The organism is Mesorhizobium sp. M0019 (assembly GCF_040323975.1).
In the GTDB taxonomy this organism is placed as follows: domain Bacteria; phylum Pseudomonadota; class Alphaproteobacteria; order Rhizobiales; family Rhizobiaceae; genus Mesorhizobium.
In genome coordinates, this window is the sequence record NZ_JAMYVK010000035.1 from 46303 (window position 1) to 62933 (window position 16631).

The following is a 16631-nucleotide window of genomic DNA, read 5'->3' on the forward strand; positions in this document are numbered from 1 at the left end:
GCCTGATGGCGATTGTCATCGGGTCGTTTCAACAGCAGGCTCATCTGGAAAATCCAGGCGGTGTCTTTTTCCACGGGACGCCGTCGCGGCCCATTTCGTAGCCTTTTGCGTACAGCGCCCGCATGAACTTGTTGTCGAACGGGCTCTTCGCTTCGACAGTGAAGTCTGCGGGGATGTCTATGGAGTTGAAGTCAATCCCATCCCGTTCGGCGACTGCGTAGAGCCGATAGAGGTCGCCGATGCCTTGCGTCTTGATGAGCGACGAGACAGCCTTCTCGGCGATATTCGGCAGGCCGGCTTTGACCGAGCTGTACTCCGGTGTGGTTCGACCGTTGCGGATCACGTACAGCCGCCCCTTGACCCTGGTGTGGAAGGTCTTGTCGAGTTCGCCGAGCGTTAGTCCGGCCGGCATCAGGAAGACCTCGTTGGCGGTGCCACCGTCGACATGCATCTCGTGATAGGTCCTGCCGGCTGCGGTCACCTCCAGGTTGACGGGTGGAAAGATGCCGGGAACGGACGTTGAGGCGAGGATGACCTCGTTGAACAGCTTCCTGCGATCCGGCCGCCCACTCGCTGCAATGGCTCCCATGTCCCAGATGACGGCCCGGTCGGCATCGAGGTTGGTCGTGCCGATAAACAGGCGGCGTCCCTTGGCGTACTCGCTGGCGATCGCCGCAAGCATGTTGTCGGTGATGTGTTCGTCGAGCATCTTGGCGAGCGGCGCATTGCTGGTGAATGAGCCGCTGGAGAGCGCTCCGAGCAAACTGTGCTTTGTATAGATATTGGCGTCGCTGACCTCGGTGAAGCCATCCTTGAGCTCGCCATCATAGGCTGGCCCCAGGAAAGCAAAGGGCGCTATGAGCGCACCTGCGCTGATCCCGGTAACGATGTCGAACTTTGGTCTGGTTCCAGCTTTAGCCCAGCCGGCAAGAATCCCCGCTCCGAAGGCGCCGCTGCTGCCACCGCCCGACAAAGTAAGAGCGTTGAGCTCTCTCATCTTTATGGACGGATCGGCCTTCGACGCTTTCAGTCTCTCGTCGCGCAGCCTGACAAGTCGGCCGGCCGGATAGCTGGCATAGGAATCGCCCCAGACCCGGATGTTGTTTTGATAGCCGGGCGGCTCGGCCGCCGACGCAAATTGCTGTGGGACGCTGTCCCGCGGAAAGGCTGCAATGCATGCAGTGAGCTGGCTTGCGAACAGGCCAAGCGCAATTGCTCGCGCGAGCGCCCCTGCTCTCCTGGAGAGCCGTATCGAGTTGCACACACGAAGAAGGATGTGCACGGCGGCAGAACAGGCTGCACGAGCAAGGCAGGGACGGAATGACCGAGACAATCTGCTTTGCGGTGACCATGGGGTCCGGACTGTCGTCATGAATCTTCCTCTCTCAAGCAGCTTGCGAGATGGCGAGAGGGACTTGCGGCGAGTTCAACCTTCCCGACGCTGGGCGCTGCTTACGAGAGCATGCTTTGATCACGGGCCGGCGCTCGGTGCTTGTACAAAGCACTGGGCATTTTGACGTCTCATGCATGATCGACATGTGAATTAACGCCCATGCGATTGAACCAGCCAACCGCGGCGAGCGGCCTTGACGTCATCGGGCGCAGGCGCAGCTCGCTGCCGTTTGAGCGACGCGCTGCTTCGATGCCTCGAAGCAGCCTCTGCTGAACCGTCGGCAATCCTGCGAGAAACGTCAAAAGCGCGGAGGCTTCCTACAAGCCTTGAATTTCGAGCCGTGATCAAATGTGCCTTACGGAAAACGAAGCTTCCCGACGCTCTCGAGGGAGAGGCGCAAGCGCAGAATGCTCTGCCGGTCAGGCTTTGCACCGAACGTCAATCCATTTCAGACAAGGACGACCATGCCGATGAATGCCACTCCGACACCCGGTTCAGAGCTGATTTCGCCGAAAGACCACACGCTGATCATGATCGATTTCCAGTCGCAGATGTCCTTTGCCACCAAGTCGATCGATGCCGTCCTGCTGCGCAACAACGCCGCGCTGGTCGCCCATTCCGCCGCCGGTTTCGGAGTTTCGACGATCCTAACCACTGTTGCCGAGAAGACCTTCTCGGGACCGATGTTCGACGAGATTACAGCTACTTTTCCCGGCCAGGCGCTGCTCGACCGTACCTCTATGAATACGTGGGAGGACGCCGCCGTCATCAAGCAAGTCAATGCGATTGGCAAAAATCGTCTCGTCATGTGCGGCCTCTGGACTAGCGTCTGTATCGTCGGCCCATCGCTGTCCGCGCTCGATCAGGGCTTCGAAGTCTACGTGATTGCAGACGCTTGCGGCGATGTCTCCGACGAAGCGCATGAGCGCGCCATGCAACGGATGATCCAGGCCGGCGTGCGGCCTATGACATCGCTCCAATACCTGCTGGAGCTGCAGCGCGACTGGGCACGCGGCGAGACCTATGGCCTGACGACCGGCATCGCCAAGACGTTTGGTGGCGCTTACGGCCTCGGCGTCATCTATGCCAAGACCATGCTCGGCGCCCACGAAGGCTGAACCGTCCGGAGTGGTGCCGGCGATTTCCCCGGCGGCACTCCGACAATCCCTTCCGTTCTCCTGGAGCGCCCCATGAAAGCCTATGTCATCTCGCTTGCCGCCGGCCTTCTGGTGGGCATCATTTATGGACTGTTGAACGTCCGCTCTCCGGCCCCACCCATCATCGCACTTGTCGGTCTTCTTGGCATTCTCATCGGCGAACAGCTTCCGCCGCTGATTAAGAACATGTGGCGCAGCGAGCCCGCGGCTCTTTCATGGCTGCATCAGGTGCGCCCCCATGTATTCGGGCATTTGCCGCAAGGCGGCTTGCCATCCGAGTCGGCGGGAAGCCAACGTGCGGACACGAGCGCGCAGGGCTGATTTCCAAATTTGCGAGACAATGAATCATGGACAAAAATACCACGGCAGACCTGATCCTGCATCATGGGCTGATCACTACGCTTGACCGTTCCAATCCGGCCGCGAGCGCCGTCGCCATCGAGGACGGCAAGGTTCTGGCCGTCGGCCGCGACCATGATATCATGGCATTGGCCGGCACCAGGACCAGGATTGTCGACCTCAAGGGCAAGCGCGTGCTGCCCGGGCTGATCGACAACCATACTCACGTCGTGCGTGGCGGCCTGAACTTCAACATGGAACTGCGCTGGGACGGCGTCCGATCGCTTGCCGACGCCATGGCGATGCTGAAGCGGCAGGTGGAAATCACCCCGCCGCCGCAATGGGTGCGGGTGATCGGCGGCTTCACCGAGCACCAGTTCGCCGAGAAACGCCTGCCGACCATCAAGGAACTCAACGCTATCGCCCCCGACACGCCGGTCTTCATTCTCCATCTTTACGACCGTGCTCTTCTCAATGCCGCAGCCCTTCGCGCCGTCGGCTACGCCAAGGAAACGCCGAACCCACCCGGCGGCGAGATCGCCCGCGATGCGGCCGGCAATCCGACCGGCCTGCTGCTGGCAAAGCCGAATGCCGGCATCCTCTATGCGACGCTTGCCAGAGGTCCAAAACTGCCCTTCGACTATCAGATCAATTCCACCCGCCATTTCATGCGCGAACTCAACCGTCTCGGCGTGACCGGCGTCCTCGACGCCGGCGGCGGCTTTCAGAACTATCCCGATGATTATGCGGTTATCCAAAAGCTTGCCGACGACGGACTCATGACGGTGCGGCTCGCCTACAATCTGTTCACGCAGAAGCCGAAGGAGGAGAAGAGCGATTTCCTCAACTGGACCTCCTCGGTCAAATACAAACAGGGGACAGACTATTTCCGTCACAACGGCGCGGGCGAGATGCTCGTCTTCTCTGCTGCTGATTTCGAGGATTTCCGCGAGCCACGTCTGGACATGCCGCCGGAAATGGAAGGCGAACTCGAGGAAGTCGTCCGAGTCCTTGTACAGAACCGCTGGCCCTGGCGGCTGCACGCCACCTATGACGAGACCATCAGCCGGGCGCTCGACGTCTTCGAGAAGGTCAACCAGGATATTCCGCTCGACGGCCTGAACTGGTTCTTCGACCACGCCGAGACGATTTCCGAGGAATCGATCGACCGGGTCGCGGCGCTGGGCGGCGGTATCGCCGTTCAGCATCGCATGGCCTACCAGGGCGAATATTTCGTCGAACGCTACGGCCAGGGCGCCGCCGAGGCGACACCACCGATCGCAAAGATGCTGGAGAGGGGTGTCCGCGTTTCGGCCGGCACCGACGCCACCCGCGTCGCCTCCTACAACCCATGGGTCTCGCTCTCCTGGATGGTCACGGGGCGCACGGTCGGTGGCATGCGGATCTATCCGCGCCGCAACTGCCTCGACCGCGAGACGGCTCTTCGCATGTGGACCGAGAATGTCACCTGGTTCTCGAACGACGAGGGCAAGAGAGGCCGGATCGAAAAAGGGCATCTCGCCGACCTCATCGTCCCCGACAAGGATTTCTTCGCCTGTGCCGAGGAAGAGATTTCGTTTCTTACTTCGGAACTCACTATTGTTGGAGGCAAGGTGGTCTATGGCGTTGGTGATTTCGCCGATCTCGACGAGAGCGCCGTTCCGCCCGCGATGCCGGACTGGTCACCGGTCCGCGTCTTCGGCGGCTATGGCGCCTGGGGCGAGGCGGACGGTATCGGGCGCCACTCGCTGCGAAGAACCGCGATCACCTCGTGCGGCTGTTCATCCGCATGCGGCGTGCACGGTCACGATCATGCCGGCGCCAGGCTTTCGAAGCTGCCGGTGTCCGACCTCAAGGGTTTTTTCGGCGCGCTCGGCTGCAGTTGCTGGGCCGTCTGATCCAGGGAGCCATTCATGAACACGAATACTATCGCGATTGAACAGGGACTCGCCGGCAGACTGCTCACCGCACCTACCCTGCGCATATTCGCGCTGCTCGCCTTGTGTGCGGCCTATATCCAGGGGCCGCTCGTCAAGCTCCTCGATTTCGGCGGCGCTATCGCCGAGATGGAGCATTTCGGACTTCTGCCAGCACCGTTCTTCGCCGCCGTCGTTATCGTCTTCGAACTCGCGATGTCGGCGCTGATTCTGACTGGATACTGGCGTTGGATCGGAGCGCTGGCGCTTGCCGCCTTCACCCTCGCCGCGACACGGATCGCCCTGCGTTACTGGGAACTGCCGCCCGGCCTCGCGCAGTCCATGGCCATGAATGCGTTCTTCGAGCATGTCGGGCTTGCTGGAGCCTTTGTCCTTGTTGCCGGAAACGACCTTGCCAGTCGCCGGATGTCAGGACCAGCCGAATGAACGAGCCGACCCGCGGCGGGCCGCTTCCCTATAATCCCTTCTTTCGGAAGGGATTCTATTACGGACGTCGATCAAGGATAGCGCGCTTCAGATGATAAGGATCGTGAGGGGTGATCGTTGTCCTTGCACACGCCCTGAGTTCGGTGTGAATCGCCTAGGGAACATAAGGTAAGCGGAGATCTTCATGACCAGACCGTCGCTCGGCGTGCTCCTCAGTTTCAACGGCGGTTATGTCGACACGATGGGCTTCCTGGCCTTTGCCGGCCTCTTTACTGCCCATGTCACGGGGAACTTCGTGACCTTGGGGGCAGCGCTCGTCTTCGGAACGACAGGGATTATCGCGAAGCTGCTCGCATTGCCGGTCTTCTGCATCGTCATCCTGCTGACGAGCGTGCTGTCCTTGCGCCTCAAGCTCGCCGGACGAAGAGCCATCGTCACGCTCCTCTCCCTGAAATTTATGCTCTTCACGATCGCCGCCATCGCCGCCTTCGTTCACGGCCCTGTCTCGAATGGCGACTCGCCTGCCGCCATCACCATCGGGATGATCCTCGTAACGGCCATGGCGATCCAGAACGGGCTGCATCGAGCCTATCTTTCCAAGCTGCCGCCGACGACGCTGATGACCGGCACGACGACGCAGATCATGATCGATCTCGCCGACCTCATGTCCGGCACGGCAACCGACCACTCGCGCGAGGTCAAGCAGCGGCTGAAGCGCATGGCAACCAGCCTTCTCAGCTTTGCGATTGGATGCGCTGCCGCAGCACTCGCCTTCGTCGCCTCTCCGACCTGGTGCTTCGTCGTGCCTCCGGTGCTGGTCGGCCTCAGCTTGCTGACCCCTTCCGGCCAACCTTCCCAGGCGTGAGCCCGACAACCTCAAGGAAGCACGCCGTGCAAAACAAAGGACCGAGCGGTTTTCGCATCAATCCCCCGAACGGCGGACCGGACGTCCGCCCTTGCAACACCAGGAACTGCCTCATGAACACGACCGTAAAGTCACACACAGCTTACGACCTGAAGACACCGACCGGCCTCTGTACGAACGCGACGAAAGACATCGGCGCCGCCGCGACGGTGCTACTCGCCGACATCTTTGCTCTCTATCTGAAGACGAAGAATTTCCACTGGCATATGTCGGGTCCGCATTTCCGCGACTACCACCGTCTGCTCGACGATCAAAGCGCGGAGATCGTTGCGATGACCGATCCGCTGGCAGAGCGGGTCCGCGCTCTCGGCGCCGGCACCATCAAGTCGATCGGAGACATTTCCCGCCGGCAGCGGCTCCAGGACAACGACGCGGATTTCGTTCACCCGCACGAAATGCTCGCCGAACTGCGTCAGGACAATGCAACACTCGTCGCGAGCATGCGCCCGATGCACGATCTCTGCGACGAATATGGCGACGTGGCCACCGGCAGCCTGCTGGAGAACTGGATCGACGAGAGCGAGAAGCGCGTCTGGTTTCTATTCGAGACGCTGCGCGGCACCAACGGATGACAGTCGGAACTCAATGGATGTCAGATTTTCACCGACCGAAGCTCGCCGCAATGGTAACGTCGGCGGGCGCAACACGAGATGCCGCCCAACATCAACGCCGACGACACACCTGTGAAGCCCGGCAGATCGGTGTCGCGAGCCCCGAAGACGCCGGCTGGAGGCATGTGTCGTCTTCGGGCAGGATGAACCAGTGGCAACCTCCCGCGCCGACCGCCAAATCCGTTGATGGCCGCCGAAGCAGCGTTCATGCCAATCAAGAAGGCTGCGGCTCCGGTTCATGGGACCTCGGCTGGTCCAATTGGCCGCCGTGTCGCCAGCGACGGCCTGCCGTACAAGCTTTAAATGCACCACGATAGCCCATGCGGCGGCGCGCAGGGCGGCCTCGGGAGCCGATATGGACGGAGGTTCGCCAGTTATGAATTGGCTGACGAACCAAAATATACCGGTAAGCATTGATAAATAACGATAATGGTGGGCCCGGAAGGAACTGCCACCGGGACTGCTCGCGCCGTACAGTCATTTCATTTCGGCCGCTTCCCGCGGGGAGTTCACCTGCGCCCGGAGAGATCAACGACCAAAAGCCCTAATGCCGCCAAATCGATTCCGACCTGACAAAAATCCGGTGCTTCACGGACAAGTAGGCCTGCATCGTTCGTCGTAGTTTTAGGGTCGATAGGCTCAGGGAAGGTGAATCAATTGCGCTTCGTTGGTTTTTGTATGGGTAAAGAATCCGGCCTCGCAGTCGAGATCGACGGACAACTGCGCGGAAGCCTAGGGTCCAGCGCGAAGCACCCGACACAACTGAGTGCGTTGATCGCATTGGGCGACGACGAATTGCGACGTGTCGGCAGGATGCTCGCCAATGCGCCTGTGGTCGATCCGGCCTCAATCGCCTACATGCCTCCGATCACCAATCCAGCCAAGATCATTTGCGTTGGATTGAACTATGCGGACCACACCAAGGAATCTCCCTACGAGCAGCCGGACTACCCGACCCTGTTTCCACGCTTCGCCACCAGTCTGATCGGGCATGGTCAGCCACTTGTCCGGCCGCTGGTTTCCGACAGTCTCGACTTCGAAGGAGAAATGGTCGCCGTCATCGGGCGTGGGGGACGGCACATCTCGCAGGCACGCGCCTTGGAGCATGTCGCTGGCTATTCGATCTTCAACGACGGCTCGGTGCGCGAATACCAGTTCAAGTCGCCGCAATGGACCGTCGGCAAGAACTTCGACGGAACAGGCGCGTTCGGCCCGGTCTTTGTAACCAGCGATGAGCTGCCCGCTGGCGGCAGGGGGCTGCGCCTCGAAACCCGCCTCAATGGCGTCGTCGTCCAGTCGGCAAAGACTGACGACATGCTGTTCGACGTTGGCGAGGTGATCGCGGTCGTGAGCGAAGCGATCACGCTGGAGCCGGGCGATGTAATCGTCAGCGGCACGCCGGCCGGCATCGGCTGGGCGCGTACACCACGCTTGCTGATGCGTCATGGCGACATCTGTGAAGTCGAGATTGAAGGGATTGGATTGCTGCGCAATCCGGTGATCGATGAAGAGCGCGTCATCGGCGTTGCAGCCTGACATGCGAAGCCGCGAGGAAACAGCACGCATAGTGGGTTGGCTATCGGGAGGAATAAGATGCCGCAGATCTTGGAGACGGATGTGCTTGTGGTCGGTAGCGGTCCAGCGGGTTCGGCCGCTGCGGCGTTGCTGTCGAGCTACGGGGTCAAGAACGTCCAGATCACAAAATACGGCTGGCTGTCGGATACGCCGCGCGCCCACATCACCAACCAGCGTACGATGGAAGTGCTGCGTGATCTCGGCCTCGAGGACAAGGCAAAGCAATTCTCAAGCCACCAGCACCTGATGGCCAACAACGTCTTCTGCTATAGCCTAACGGGCGAGGAATTCGGCCGCATCCTGTCCTGGGGCAATCATCCCGCGCGCAAAGCTGACTATGAGCTCGCCAGCCCAACCGAGATTTGCGACCTGCCGCAGACGTTCATGGAACCCATCCTGATCGAGGCAGCGGTCAGTCGCGGCACGGCGTTGCGGCTCAACACTGAGTTCCTCGAGCTCATTCAGGATGGGGACGGTGTGACCGCCACGGTCAAGGACCGGCTTACCGGCGAGACATATCCGATCCGCTGCAAATATCTCATCGGCGCCGACGGCGGCCGCAGCAAGGTCGCCGAGGCGATCGGTCTGCCGATGGAAGGCCAGATGGGACTTTCGGGCTCCATGAACATCCTGTTCGAGGCGGATCTGTCGCGTTATGTCGCGCATCGGCCGAGCGTGCTCTACTGGGTGCTCCAGCCGGGCGCCAACATTGGTGGTATTGGCGCCGGCGTTCTGCGGATGGTGCGGCCGTGGAATGAGTCGGCTCGCCATCTGGGGCTACGACATCAGTGGCGGCGAGTTGAAGCTGACCGGGGAGAAGGCCGAAACCATCGTCCGCAACCTGATCGGCGACGTCGATGTGCCGATCAAAATTCGCTCCACATCCACCTGGACGGTCAATGAAGTTTACGCCACCCGCTATTCCGAGGGACGCGTGTTCTGCATGGGCGACGCCGTCCACCGCCATCCGCCGCTCAACGGCCTCGGCTCCAATACGTCGATCCAGGATGCCTACAACCTCGCCTGGAAATTGAAGCTCGTGCTTAACAACAAGGCGGACGAGTCCCTGCTCGATACGTACAGCGTCGAGCGCCAGCCGATCGGCAAGCAGATCGTGACGCGTGCCAACAAGAGCATCGCGGATTATCCGCCGATCTTCGAGGCGTTAGGACTTTTGGCGTCGACCAACCCTGAAGAGGCCAATGCCGCGATCGCGGGCCGCAAGGATGCGACCATTGAGGGCAAGGCCAGACGGCGCAAGCTCAACGAAGCAATCGCAAAAAAGAACTACGAGTTCAACACGCACGGCGTCGAACTCAATCAGCGCTATCGGTCAGCCGCGGTGGTTTCGGACGGAAGTCCCGAACCGGCCTATGCCCGTGATCCCGAACTCTACTACCACGCAACAACCTGGCCGGGTGCGACCGTGCCGCATGTCTGGGTCGAGCACGATCGGGTTCGCAAATCGACGCTCGACCTCTGCGGCAAGGGACGGTTCACGCTGCTGATCGGAATCGGCGGCGAAGCCTGGCGCGACGCCGCGACGACGATTGAAAAGCGATTTGGCGTGGCCGTGGAGGTCCTCTCGGTCGGACCCTCGGGGTGCGACGCGCTCGACATCTACGCTGACTGGTACTGGCGGAGCGAGGTCGAGGAAGACGGCTGCGTGCTGGTGCGGCCGGACCAGCACGTCGCATGGCGAGCAGCGACGATACTGCAGGATCCTCAGGACGCGCTCGTCGATGTGTTTGCCAAGATCCTGGGCCGTTCCAGGCGCCTCGCAAGCACGAAGGCACGGACTGTCGAGAGCGTGAACTAGGCGCGCGCTCTTCTTCGCAACATCGGAGCCCAGGCTCCTGTCTCTTGAGAGGATGCAACCATGACCGGCATCGCAACGGGATCCTTCGTCGAGGCAAGCAAAACCGGCGACCTCGGCATCCATTCGCTCGACACCTTTGTGCTGCAGGTTCCCAGCCTCAAGCAGGCGCAGATCTTTTTCGTCTCCTTCGGCCTGGATGTCCGCGAAGAAGGATCCGCGCTGACGCTTAGAACGTTCGGCAACGATCACGTCTGGGCGAACGTCGTGGAAGGACCGCGTCGCAGGATGCAGCACTTGTCCTTCGGCGCCTACGCAGAGGATCTGCCACGCTTCAAGGCGCATCTCGAAGGTCTCGGCATCCGGTTGATCGACGCACCCCCGGGCTTCGAATCCAACGGCCTGTGGTTCGTCGGCCACGATGGCGTGCTGACCGAGATCAAGGTCGCCCTGAAGACCTCACCCGACCAAAAGGCCGCGGCCTATTTCAATTCGGTTCCGGCCGGACGTCGCGGCAGCGGGCTCGGCCACATCGAGCTGGAGCAGATCCTGCCGACGCGGCTCGCGCACTGCCTGATCTTCACCAGCGATGTGCACGGCGCCATAGGCTATTACGAGAAAGTGCTCGGGCTGCGGCTTTCCGATCACTCCGGCGGCAATGTCGCCTTCATGCATGGTGTTCACGGCTCCGATCATCACCTGCTGGCGCTGGCGCGTTCCAGCGGCCCCGGCCTGCACCATTGCTCATGGGATGTCGGCAGCATCGACGACATCGGTCGCGGCGCGCTCTACATGGCCGACAAGGGCTACAAGCGCGGCTGGGGTGTCGGCCGTCACACGATCGGCTCCAACTATTTCCACTACGTCCAGGATCCGTGGGGCGGCTTCTCCGAATATTCCTGCGATATCGATTACATCCCCAAGGGCTATCTTTGGGATGCGCGCGACTTCGCCGACGAGGACGGGCTCGCCTTTTGGGGGCCGCAGCCACCGGCGGATTTCGTCCATAACTACGAGATGGATTCGGACGCTAGACTGCCCGTCTGAATGGGCAGGCAGACGTGTTCGACTTGAGACGTCAGAAAACTCGCAGGAGAAGCCGTTCACACGACAATGACCGACGAGCAGCGAAAGTCGGTAGCTCTTGAGTATCTGAAGTCCCTCGATCGTGGCTCGACTTCGGACGAACGACCATTCCTGGAACTGTTTGCCCAGGACGCCGTCGTCTATTTCCCGAAATGGGGCGTAGCCCACGGCCGCAGCGAGATCGGCAAACTGTTCGGCGATGTCGGCGCGACCTTCAAGTCGATCCGTCATCACAGCCAGGACTTCAATTACATCTTCTCCGGGTCCGACACGATCGTCGTCGAGGGCAGAAGCAGCGGCGAACACCGCGACGGCCCCTGGGAGGCAGACCATCCGGCCTGGGGCGCCGGCCGTTGGTGCGACGTGTTCGAAATCCGCGATTTTCTGATCCAGCGTGTGTCCATCTATCTCGACCCAGACTATGCCGGGAAGGACACCGCTCGCTACCCGTGGATCAGTGCGTAACAGCAAGTCTCCGATGTTGGTTCACCCCGGTGGGGCCAGCGGGCTCGCTGCTCTGATGTATGCGCACAGTTCATGAAATTTTTGCAGCGGGAAGGACAAGAAACTTCGCGACATGATGCCTCTGGCAGAAATCCAGGTAGGCCCGGACGATGCTGGAAGGGTTCCGATGCGAAGGATAGAGCAGATTGACCTGCTGGTCCGGCATCGGGTGATCGGCGAGCACGGCGCGTAGCTGGCCGCTCCGTATAGGTTCCGCGGCCAGGAAAGGGGGCAGTTCCGTGACGACCTCGCCCGCAAGCGCTCGACCGCGAAGCTGCAGATAATCGTTTGTGGTCAGCACTGCCTTTGGCTCGACGATGTGCTCGCCGAGGCGCCAGATGCCTTGCGTGTTGGCGTCCCGGCACCAGGTAGCGCAGGGAAAGCGGTGCAGTGCATCGGGAGCAGCGGGCGTCCCCAAGCGCTCCAGCAATGCGGGGCTGGCAACCAGCCCGTGGCGATAGGAGAGCAGTCGCCGCGCCACCATCGACTCATGCAGGACGTCTCCAACGCGCAACGCGACGTCGATTCCATCCTGGACGAGGTCGACCCGGCGGTCGGTGGTGTACACGCTGAGCTGAATGTCGGGATGTTGGCGCTGGAATGCGCCGAGCAGTTCCCACCAAGGTTCGAAGGCCGTCGGCAAGGAGAGCCGAAGTCGTCCCCTTAGACGCGCCTGGTCGCTCCTGACCGCCTGTTCGGCCTCGACGAATGCCTCGACCCCTCTGGTCGCATGCTCATACAAACGCGTTCCGGCGTCTGTCAGCCGCGTCCCTCGAACGGAGCGCTCGAGCAGCTGCACCTTCAGTTCCCGCTCGAGTTCGCGAATCCGGCGGCTGAGCGTCGGCAGCGGAACGCCCGTCCGTTGCGCTGCGGCCGACAGGCTGCCGGCCTGCACGACACTGACGAACATCTGCACCGCATTTAGGTCCACGGGTAAGTTCCCTATCAGATATGAGAGGAACCTTACCAGATACATGGATAGCGGACCATCTATGAGCGGACTAAGTTTCTGGCATCCGCAAACGGGAAATGTTCTCGGGCGAGCGGCAAAGGAGAGAATGATGCTTACAATCTTTCGCAGGAACCTAGCAGCGCTGGCGCTCGCCGCGCTTCCTCTGATCGTGCTGGCGGCGCCAGCCAAGTCCAGGGAACCAGCCGAAGCCGCCATAACGCAACAGCTTCAAAGCTACGAGCAGGCGCTCAACAACTCCGATGTCAAAGCTGTCGTGAAGCTTTACACAGACGATAGTGTGTTGATGCCGCAAGAGACCCCAACCGTCGTGGGCATCAAGGCAGTCGAGCAATTCTACGTGGCAACGTTCCAGGCGATCGATCTCAACCTCCATTTCCAGATTGCCGAGGTGAAGGTTCTTTCGAACGAATGGGCATTTTTGCGAACGACATCCACTGGCACCATGAAGATTCACGCCACCGGCAACGAAGTTCCGTCGCACAATCAGGAACTGTTTGTGTTGCACAAGGAGCTCGGGACGTGGAAGCTCGCCCGCTACAGCTTTTCTTCCACGCTTCCGCCAGCGCAACGCTGATCGTCGGGAGACTTTCGGTGAGTTAGCAAGCGCGATCCTACAAGGTGCCTCGTTGTGGGCGAGCATCCTTTTCGATGTCGAAGCTGGCTGGCTGATCATCGTCGATGATCAGCCACGGATCATCGCTGATGCCCGCGTGCAGAACCGGGCCGCTCGTCTCAATCCGCGGTAGCGTGACCATTCACCGCCAAACGAAACACTACTTCGCGAGGAACGACGATGCGTGCAGCATGGTACGAAAAGCAAGGCTCCGCCCGAGACGTGCTCGTGGTCGGGGAGATGGCTAACCCCGAGCCAGCCAATGGTGAAGTTCGGATCCGTCTGACCGTATCGGGGATCAATCCCGGCGATATGAAGAAGCGGTCCGGCTGGCAGGGCACGCCAATGCGCTATGCCCGGGTGATTCCGCACAGTGACGGCGCCGGCGTCATCGATGCCGTCGGCGCGGGCGTATCACAAAGCCGCATCGGCGAACGCGTCTGGTGCTATGGCGCCCAATCCTATCGACCATTCGGGACGGCGGCCGAACTGGTTGTGGTGCCTGCGGAGTTCGCAGTGCCCTTGCCATTCTCGGCGCGCAATGCAAGCGAAGTGGATTTGGCAGAGCAGGCCGCATGTCTGGGGATCGCCGGTATCACCGCACATAGGGCGATCTTCGCCGACGGGTCCGTCACGGGCCTTAGCGTACTCGTTCACGGCGCAGCCGGCGGCGTTGGCTCGATCGCCGTACAACTGGCCCGCCGAGATGGGGCCCAGGTCATCGCGATTGTCCGTCACCAGGCGCAGGTGAACGCGGTCGGCGAAATCAGCGCGCACCATGCGTTCCTCGCCGATGACCCAGACCTTATCGCCCGGATCCGCCAGGCAGCACAAGATGGCGTGCAACGCATAGCGGAGGTCGACCTTGCGTCGCATATCGAGGTCGACGCCGCGATCATCGCTGTTGGTGGCGTGATCAGTTCCTACTTCTCCTCCCAAGATCGCCCGGCAATCCCGTACTGGCAGCTCGGCTTCGCCGACGCTACGCTGCGATTGCTCGGCAGCGACGATTTTGCGCCATCGGTCAAAGCGCAGGCCGCCAGCGAGTTGACCGCGCGCTGGTAGACGGATCGTTGCGTGTGAACATCGCGGCTCGATTTCCGCTCAACGAGATCGCGCATGCCCATGAACTCGTCGAACAAGGCGCGGGTGGTCGTGTGCTTGTCCAGCTTGCATAACAAGATTCAGCACGGGCTTACACTCGAAAGAGGTTTTCGACGGCATGTAGGTTGTTGCCGGCGTCTAACGAGGCCAGTAGCACCACGGCGCCCCATTTTGTTGCATTCGATTTCCGGGCCACTAACCACGCGCCATGGCTATGTCGACTACCCTGCACTTGCCCGAGCATCGGCCAGCCTGGCCGGCTGGCTCTTCGGCTGCCGCGCTGAAAGCAGGGCAGCGAACTGGTCCACGGCCTGCTCGGCCCGTGCCAGGACCAGCGGATCCACGAGCTTGCCGTCGGCAAAATCGCTGTCGCTGCCATAGACGGCGCTCGGCACCGTCAGCGCCGAGTAAAAGCCGAACAACGGGCGAAGCTGATGTTCGACCACCAGCGCGTGGCGCTGGCCGCCGCCCGTCGCGCCGATCAGGACCGGCCGGTCGACGAGCGCCAACGGATCGATGAGATCGAACAGGTGTTTGAAGAGGCCGGCATAGGAGCCGTTGTAGACCGGCGTCGTGACGATCAGCGCGTCAGCCTGCTCGACATAGACTATGGCCTCGGTCTGGCCATAGCCGTTGCGGATGTTGATATCATAACCGGCAAACCGGACCTTGTGAGCGCGGTCGAGTTCACCAGGCGGTTGGTTGAGCAGCGTACGGCACACAGCATGCCGGACAGGCTGCATATAGTAGCCTCATGACGCACAAGTTGCTGGAGAACATTGAGGTGAACGAGGACACCGTGAGTCCAAGGCCGCTCGCGGAGATACTTCAGCTATCATGCCCATATCTATTACGACGGGCAAACTGAGCGGCAACATGCCGAATGGCTGCGTCTTCACATCGGAGAACGTTTCCGAGTCCGCCTTGGCAATCGGCACGAGCAGAAAGTCGGCCGATGACCAGGCAATGTACCAGGTCTCATTTGCGAACGAGATTTTCGCTTCACTCGTTCCGTGGCTGATGTTGAACCATAAGGGTCTGAGCATACTCATTCTACGACGAGCTCCCGGCGCGACGATCCGATCTGGATAGGCCGGCCGCTAGCAGTAAACGGCGATATCCTTACAGACGATCATGAGGCAGAAGAGGCACTGCCGCCCAACACCAACCCGTCGCTACCGGCATAGCAATTCCTGGCGCAACTGACCTCCAGTGTGGTCACCGGAGATAAACTGACGGCTCTGGGGCCGGTTCCGGTCAGTCAGCTTTCGGCGCCAGCGTGATCTGGTGCGTAACTGACGTTTGGCGATGTCGGCTTTTGACCCGCCCCACGAATGTTGCGGAAGCAGTCGTAGGACACACCCCAAGGTAAGGCAGCCCGATTGATCACCTGCCCAGCAAATTCTTCTCGACTGTCTTGAGGTGCCCGAGCATCGCCGTCTTCGCGCCTTCCGGATCGCGGTGGAACAACGCTTCCAAAATCGCCTGATGTTCCTGGCAATACACCTGCCGTCGCTCTTCCGAAAACGAGCGCTTCTTCATTTCGAACCATGGTGACTGGTTGCGAATGGCACGCATGAGATTGTGGATCTCTTTCAGGAAGTCATTGCGGCAGCAGGCAAACACCCGGTGATGGAATTCGGCATCCCAATGCTCGAACTCGGGCATGTCCATGGCATCGCATGCGGTCTGGTGCGCTTCGCGAACGGCATTCAGTTCGGTTGCGCTGGCATTGGTCGCAGCAAATGCAGCGGCCGCCGGTTCGAGTAGCTGCCTGATCTCCATCATGTCGGCGGGGCTAGTGCCTTCCATCCGTGCGACCATCGATGCGATCGATGTCGGGTTGGTCGCGGTCAGAAAGGTGCCGCGCCCGACATGCCGTACGACCGTTCCGTCGTCCTCCAGGAAGCCGACGGCGCGGCGCACGGTGTTGCGCGCGACGCCGAATTCGGCTGCGAGGTCACGCTCGGCTGGCATGCGGCCGTCATCGAGCCATTCGCCGGAGGAAATCCGCTTCTTCAGCATTGTGGCGATATCGTTGGCGACGAGCTTCGGCATTCGTTGAGGGTCTTTTATCTGATCCAATGTTGGACCAATCTTATCAAGCGATTGCCATTCGGTCCAGTGGCCAGGCGAAACGGCAGTGGGTTGGGACACTATGGACGAAAGGCA

Annotated in this window: 15 protein-coding genes and 2 pseudogenes; 13 read left to right on the plus strand and 4 right to left on the minus strand. The window is 60.8% G+C overall.

Features of this window, described 5'->3' with window-relative positions:
• Positions 1 to 40: 40 nt before the first annotated feature.
• Positions 41 to 1282: a patatin-like phospholipase family protein gene (locus tag NKK47_RS23315; RefSeq protein ID WP_352578379.1), complete on the minus strand. Its 1242-nt coding sequence runs from the start codon at positions 1280 to 1282 to the stop codon at positions 41 to 43.
• Between the two features lie 581 nt (positions 1283 to 1863).
• Here NKK47_RS23315 and NKK47_RS23320 point away from each other — a divergent pair.
• From NKK47_RS23320 to NKK47_RS23365, 10 genes and pseudogenes are all read left to right on the plus strand, one after another.
• A complete protein-coding gene (locus NKK47_RS23320) occupies positions 1864 to 2511 on the plus strand; it encodes a hydrolase (protein ID WP_352527368.1) in 648 nt (215 codons plus the stop codon).
• A 72-nt stretch (positions 2512 to 2583) separates the two neighbouring features.
• A complete protein-coding gene (locus NKK47_RS23325) occupies positions 2584 to 2871 on the plus strand; it encodes a XapX domain-containing protein (protein WP_352578380.1) in 288 nt (95 codons plus the stop codon).
• A 26-nt stretch (positions 2872 to 2897) separates the two neighbouring features.
• A complete protein-coding gene (locus NKK47_RS23330; protein WP_352578381.1) occupies positions 2898 to 4787 on the plus strand; it encodes an amidohydrolase in 1890 nt (629 codons plus the stop codon).
• Between the two features lie 15 nt (positions 4788 to 4802).
• Positions 4803 to 5252 (plus strand): DoxX family protein, encoded by a 450-nt coding sequence (locus tag NKK47_RS23335; RefSeq protein ID WP_352578382.1) that lies wholly within the window; start codon positions 4803 to 4805, stop codon positions 5250 to 5252.
• A gap of 184 nt (positions 5253 to 5436) precedes the next feature.
• Positions 5437 to 6117, plus strand: coding sequence for a YoaK family protein (locus NKK47_RS23340; RefSeq protein WP_352578383.1), 681 nt, complete (start codon positions 5437 to 5439; stop codon positions 6115 to 6117).
• Between the two features lie 113 nt (positions 6118 to 6230).
• Positions 6231 to 6749, plus strand: a complete 519-nt coding sequence (locus NKK47_RS23345) for a Dps family protein (RefSeq protein ID WP_352578384.1) — start codon at positions 6231 to 6233, stop codon at positions 6747 to 6749.
• A 717-nt stretch (positions 6750 to 7466) separates the two neighbouring features.
• The gene (locus NKK47_RS23350; protein WP_352578385.1) at positions 7467 to 8324 is read left to right on the plus strand and encodes a fumarylacetoacetate hydrolase family protein; all 858 of its coding nucleotides are present in this window, start codon (positions 7467 to 7469) and stop codon (positions 8322 to 8324) included.
• A gap of 57 nt (positions 8325 to 8381) precedes the next feature.
• A pseudogene (locus NKK47_RS23355) lies at positions 8382 to 10182 on the plus strand (FAD-dependent oxidoreductase).
• Positions 10183 to 10242: 60 nt separating this feature from the next.
• Complete coding sequence (locus NKK47_RS23360; protein WP_352578386.1) at positions 10243 to 11226, plus strand: VOC family protein; 984 nt, start codon at positions 10243 to 10245, stop codon at positions 11224 to 11226.
• Between the two features lie 66 nt (positions 11227 to 11292).
• On the plus strand, positions 11293 to 11730 hold the full coding sequence (locus NKK47_RS23365) for a nuclear transport factor 2 family protein (protein ID WP_352578387.1): 438 nt from the start codon (positions 11293 to 11295) through the stop codon (positions 11728 to 11730).
• Between the two features lie 70 nt (positions 11731 to 11800).
• Here NKK47_RS23365 and NKK47_RS23370 read toward each other — a convergent pair whose 3' ends face one another.
• Entirely contained in the window at positions 11801 to 12685 is an 885-nt protein-coding gene (locus NKK47_RS23370) for a LysR family transcriptional regulator (protein ID WP_352578388.1), read from the minus strand.
• Positions 12686 to 12827: 142 nt separating this feature from the next.
• Between NKK47_RS23370 and NKK47_RS23375 the strand changes: the two genes are divergently transcribed.
• Together NKK47_RS23375 and NKK47_RS23380 are read left to right on the plus strand one after the other, a co-directional pair.
• On the plus strand, positions 12828 to 13316 hold the full coding sequence (locus NKK47_RS23375; RefSeq protein WP_352578389.1) for a YybH family protein: 489 nt from the start codon (positions 12828 to 12830) through the stop codon (positions 13314 to 13316).
• Positions 13317 to 13535: 219 nt separating this feature from the next.
• Entirely contained in the window at positions 13536 to 14420 is an 885-nt protein-coding gene (locus NKK47_RS23380) for an NADPH:quinone reductase (protein ID WP_352578390.1), read from the plus strand.
• Positions 14421 to 14680: 260 nt separating this feature from the next.
• On the opposite strand, the gene NKK47_RS23385 is transcribed toward NKK47_RS23380, so the two are convergent.
• The gene (locus NKK47_RS23385) at positions 14681 to 15202 is read right to left on the minus strand and encodes an NAD(P)H-dependent oxidoreductase (protein WP_352578391.1); all 522 of its coding nucleotides are present in this window, start codon (positions 15200 to 15202) and stop codon (positions 14681 to 14683) included.
• 11 nt (positions 15203 to 15213) lie between these two features.
• Here NKK47_RS23385 and NKK47_RS23390 point away from each other — a divergent pair.
• A pseudogene (locus NKK47_RS23390) lies at positions 15214 to 15646 on the plus strand (DOPA 4,5-dioxygenase family protein).
• 199 nt (positions 15647 to 15845) lie between these two features.
• Here NKK47_RS23390 and NKK47_RS23395 read toward each other — a convergent pair.
• Entirely contained in the window at positions 15846 to 16517 is a 672-nt protein-coding gene (locus tag NKK47_RS23395; protein WP_352578392.1) for a FadR/GntR family transcriptional regulator, read from the minus strand.
• Between the last annotated feature and the right edge of the window lie 114 nt (positions 16518 to 16631).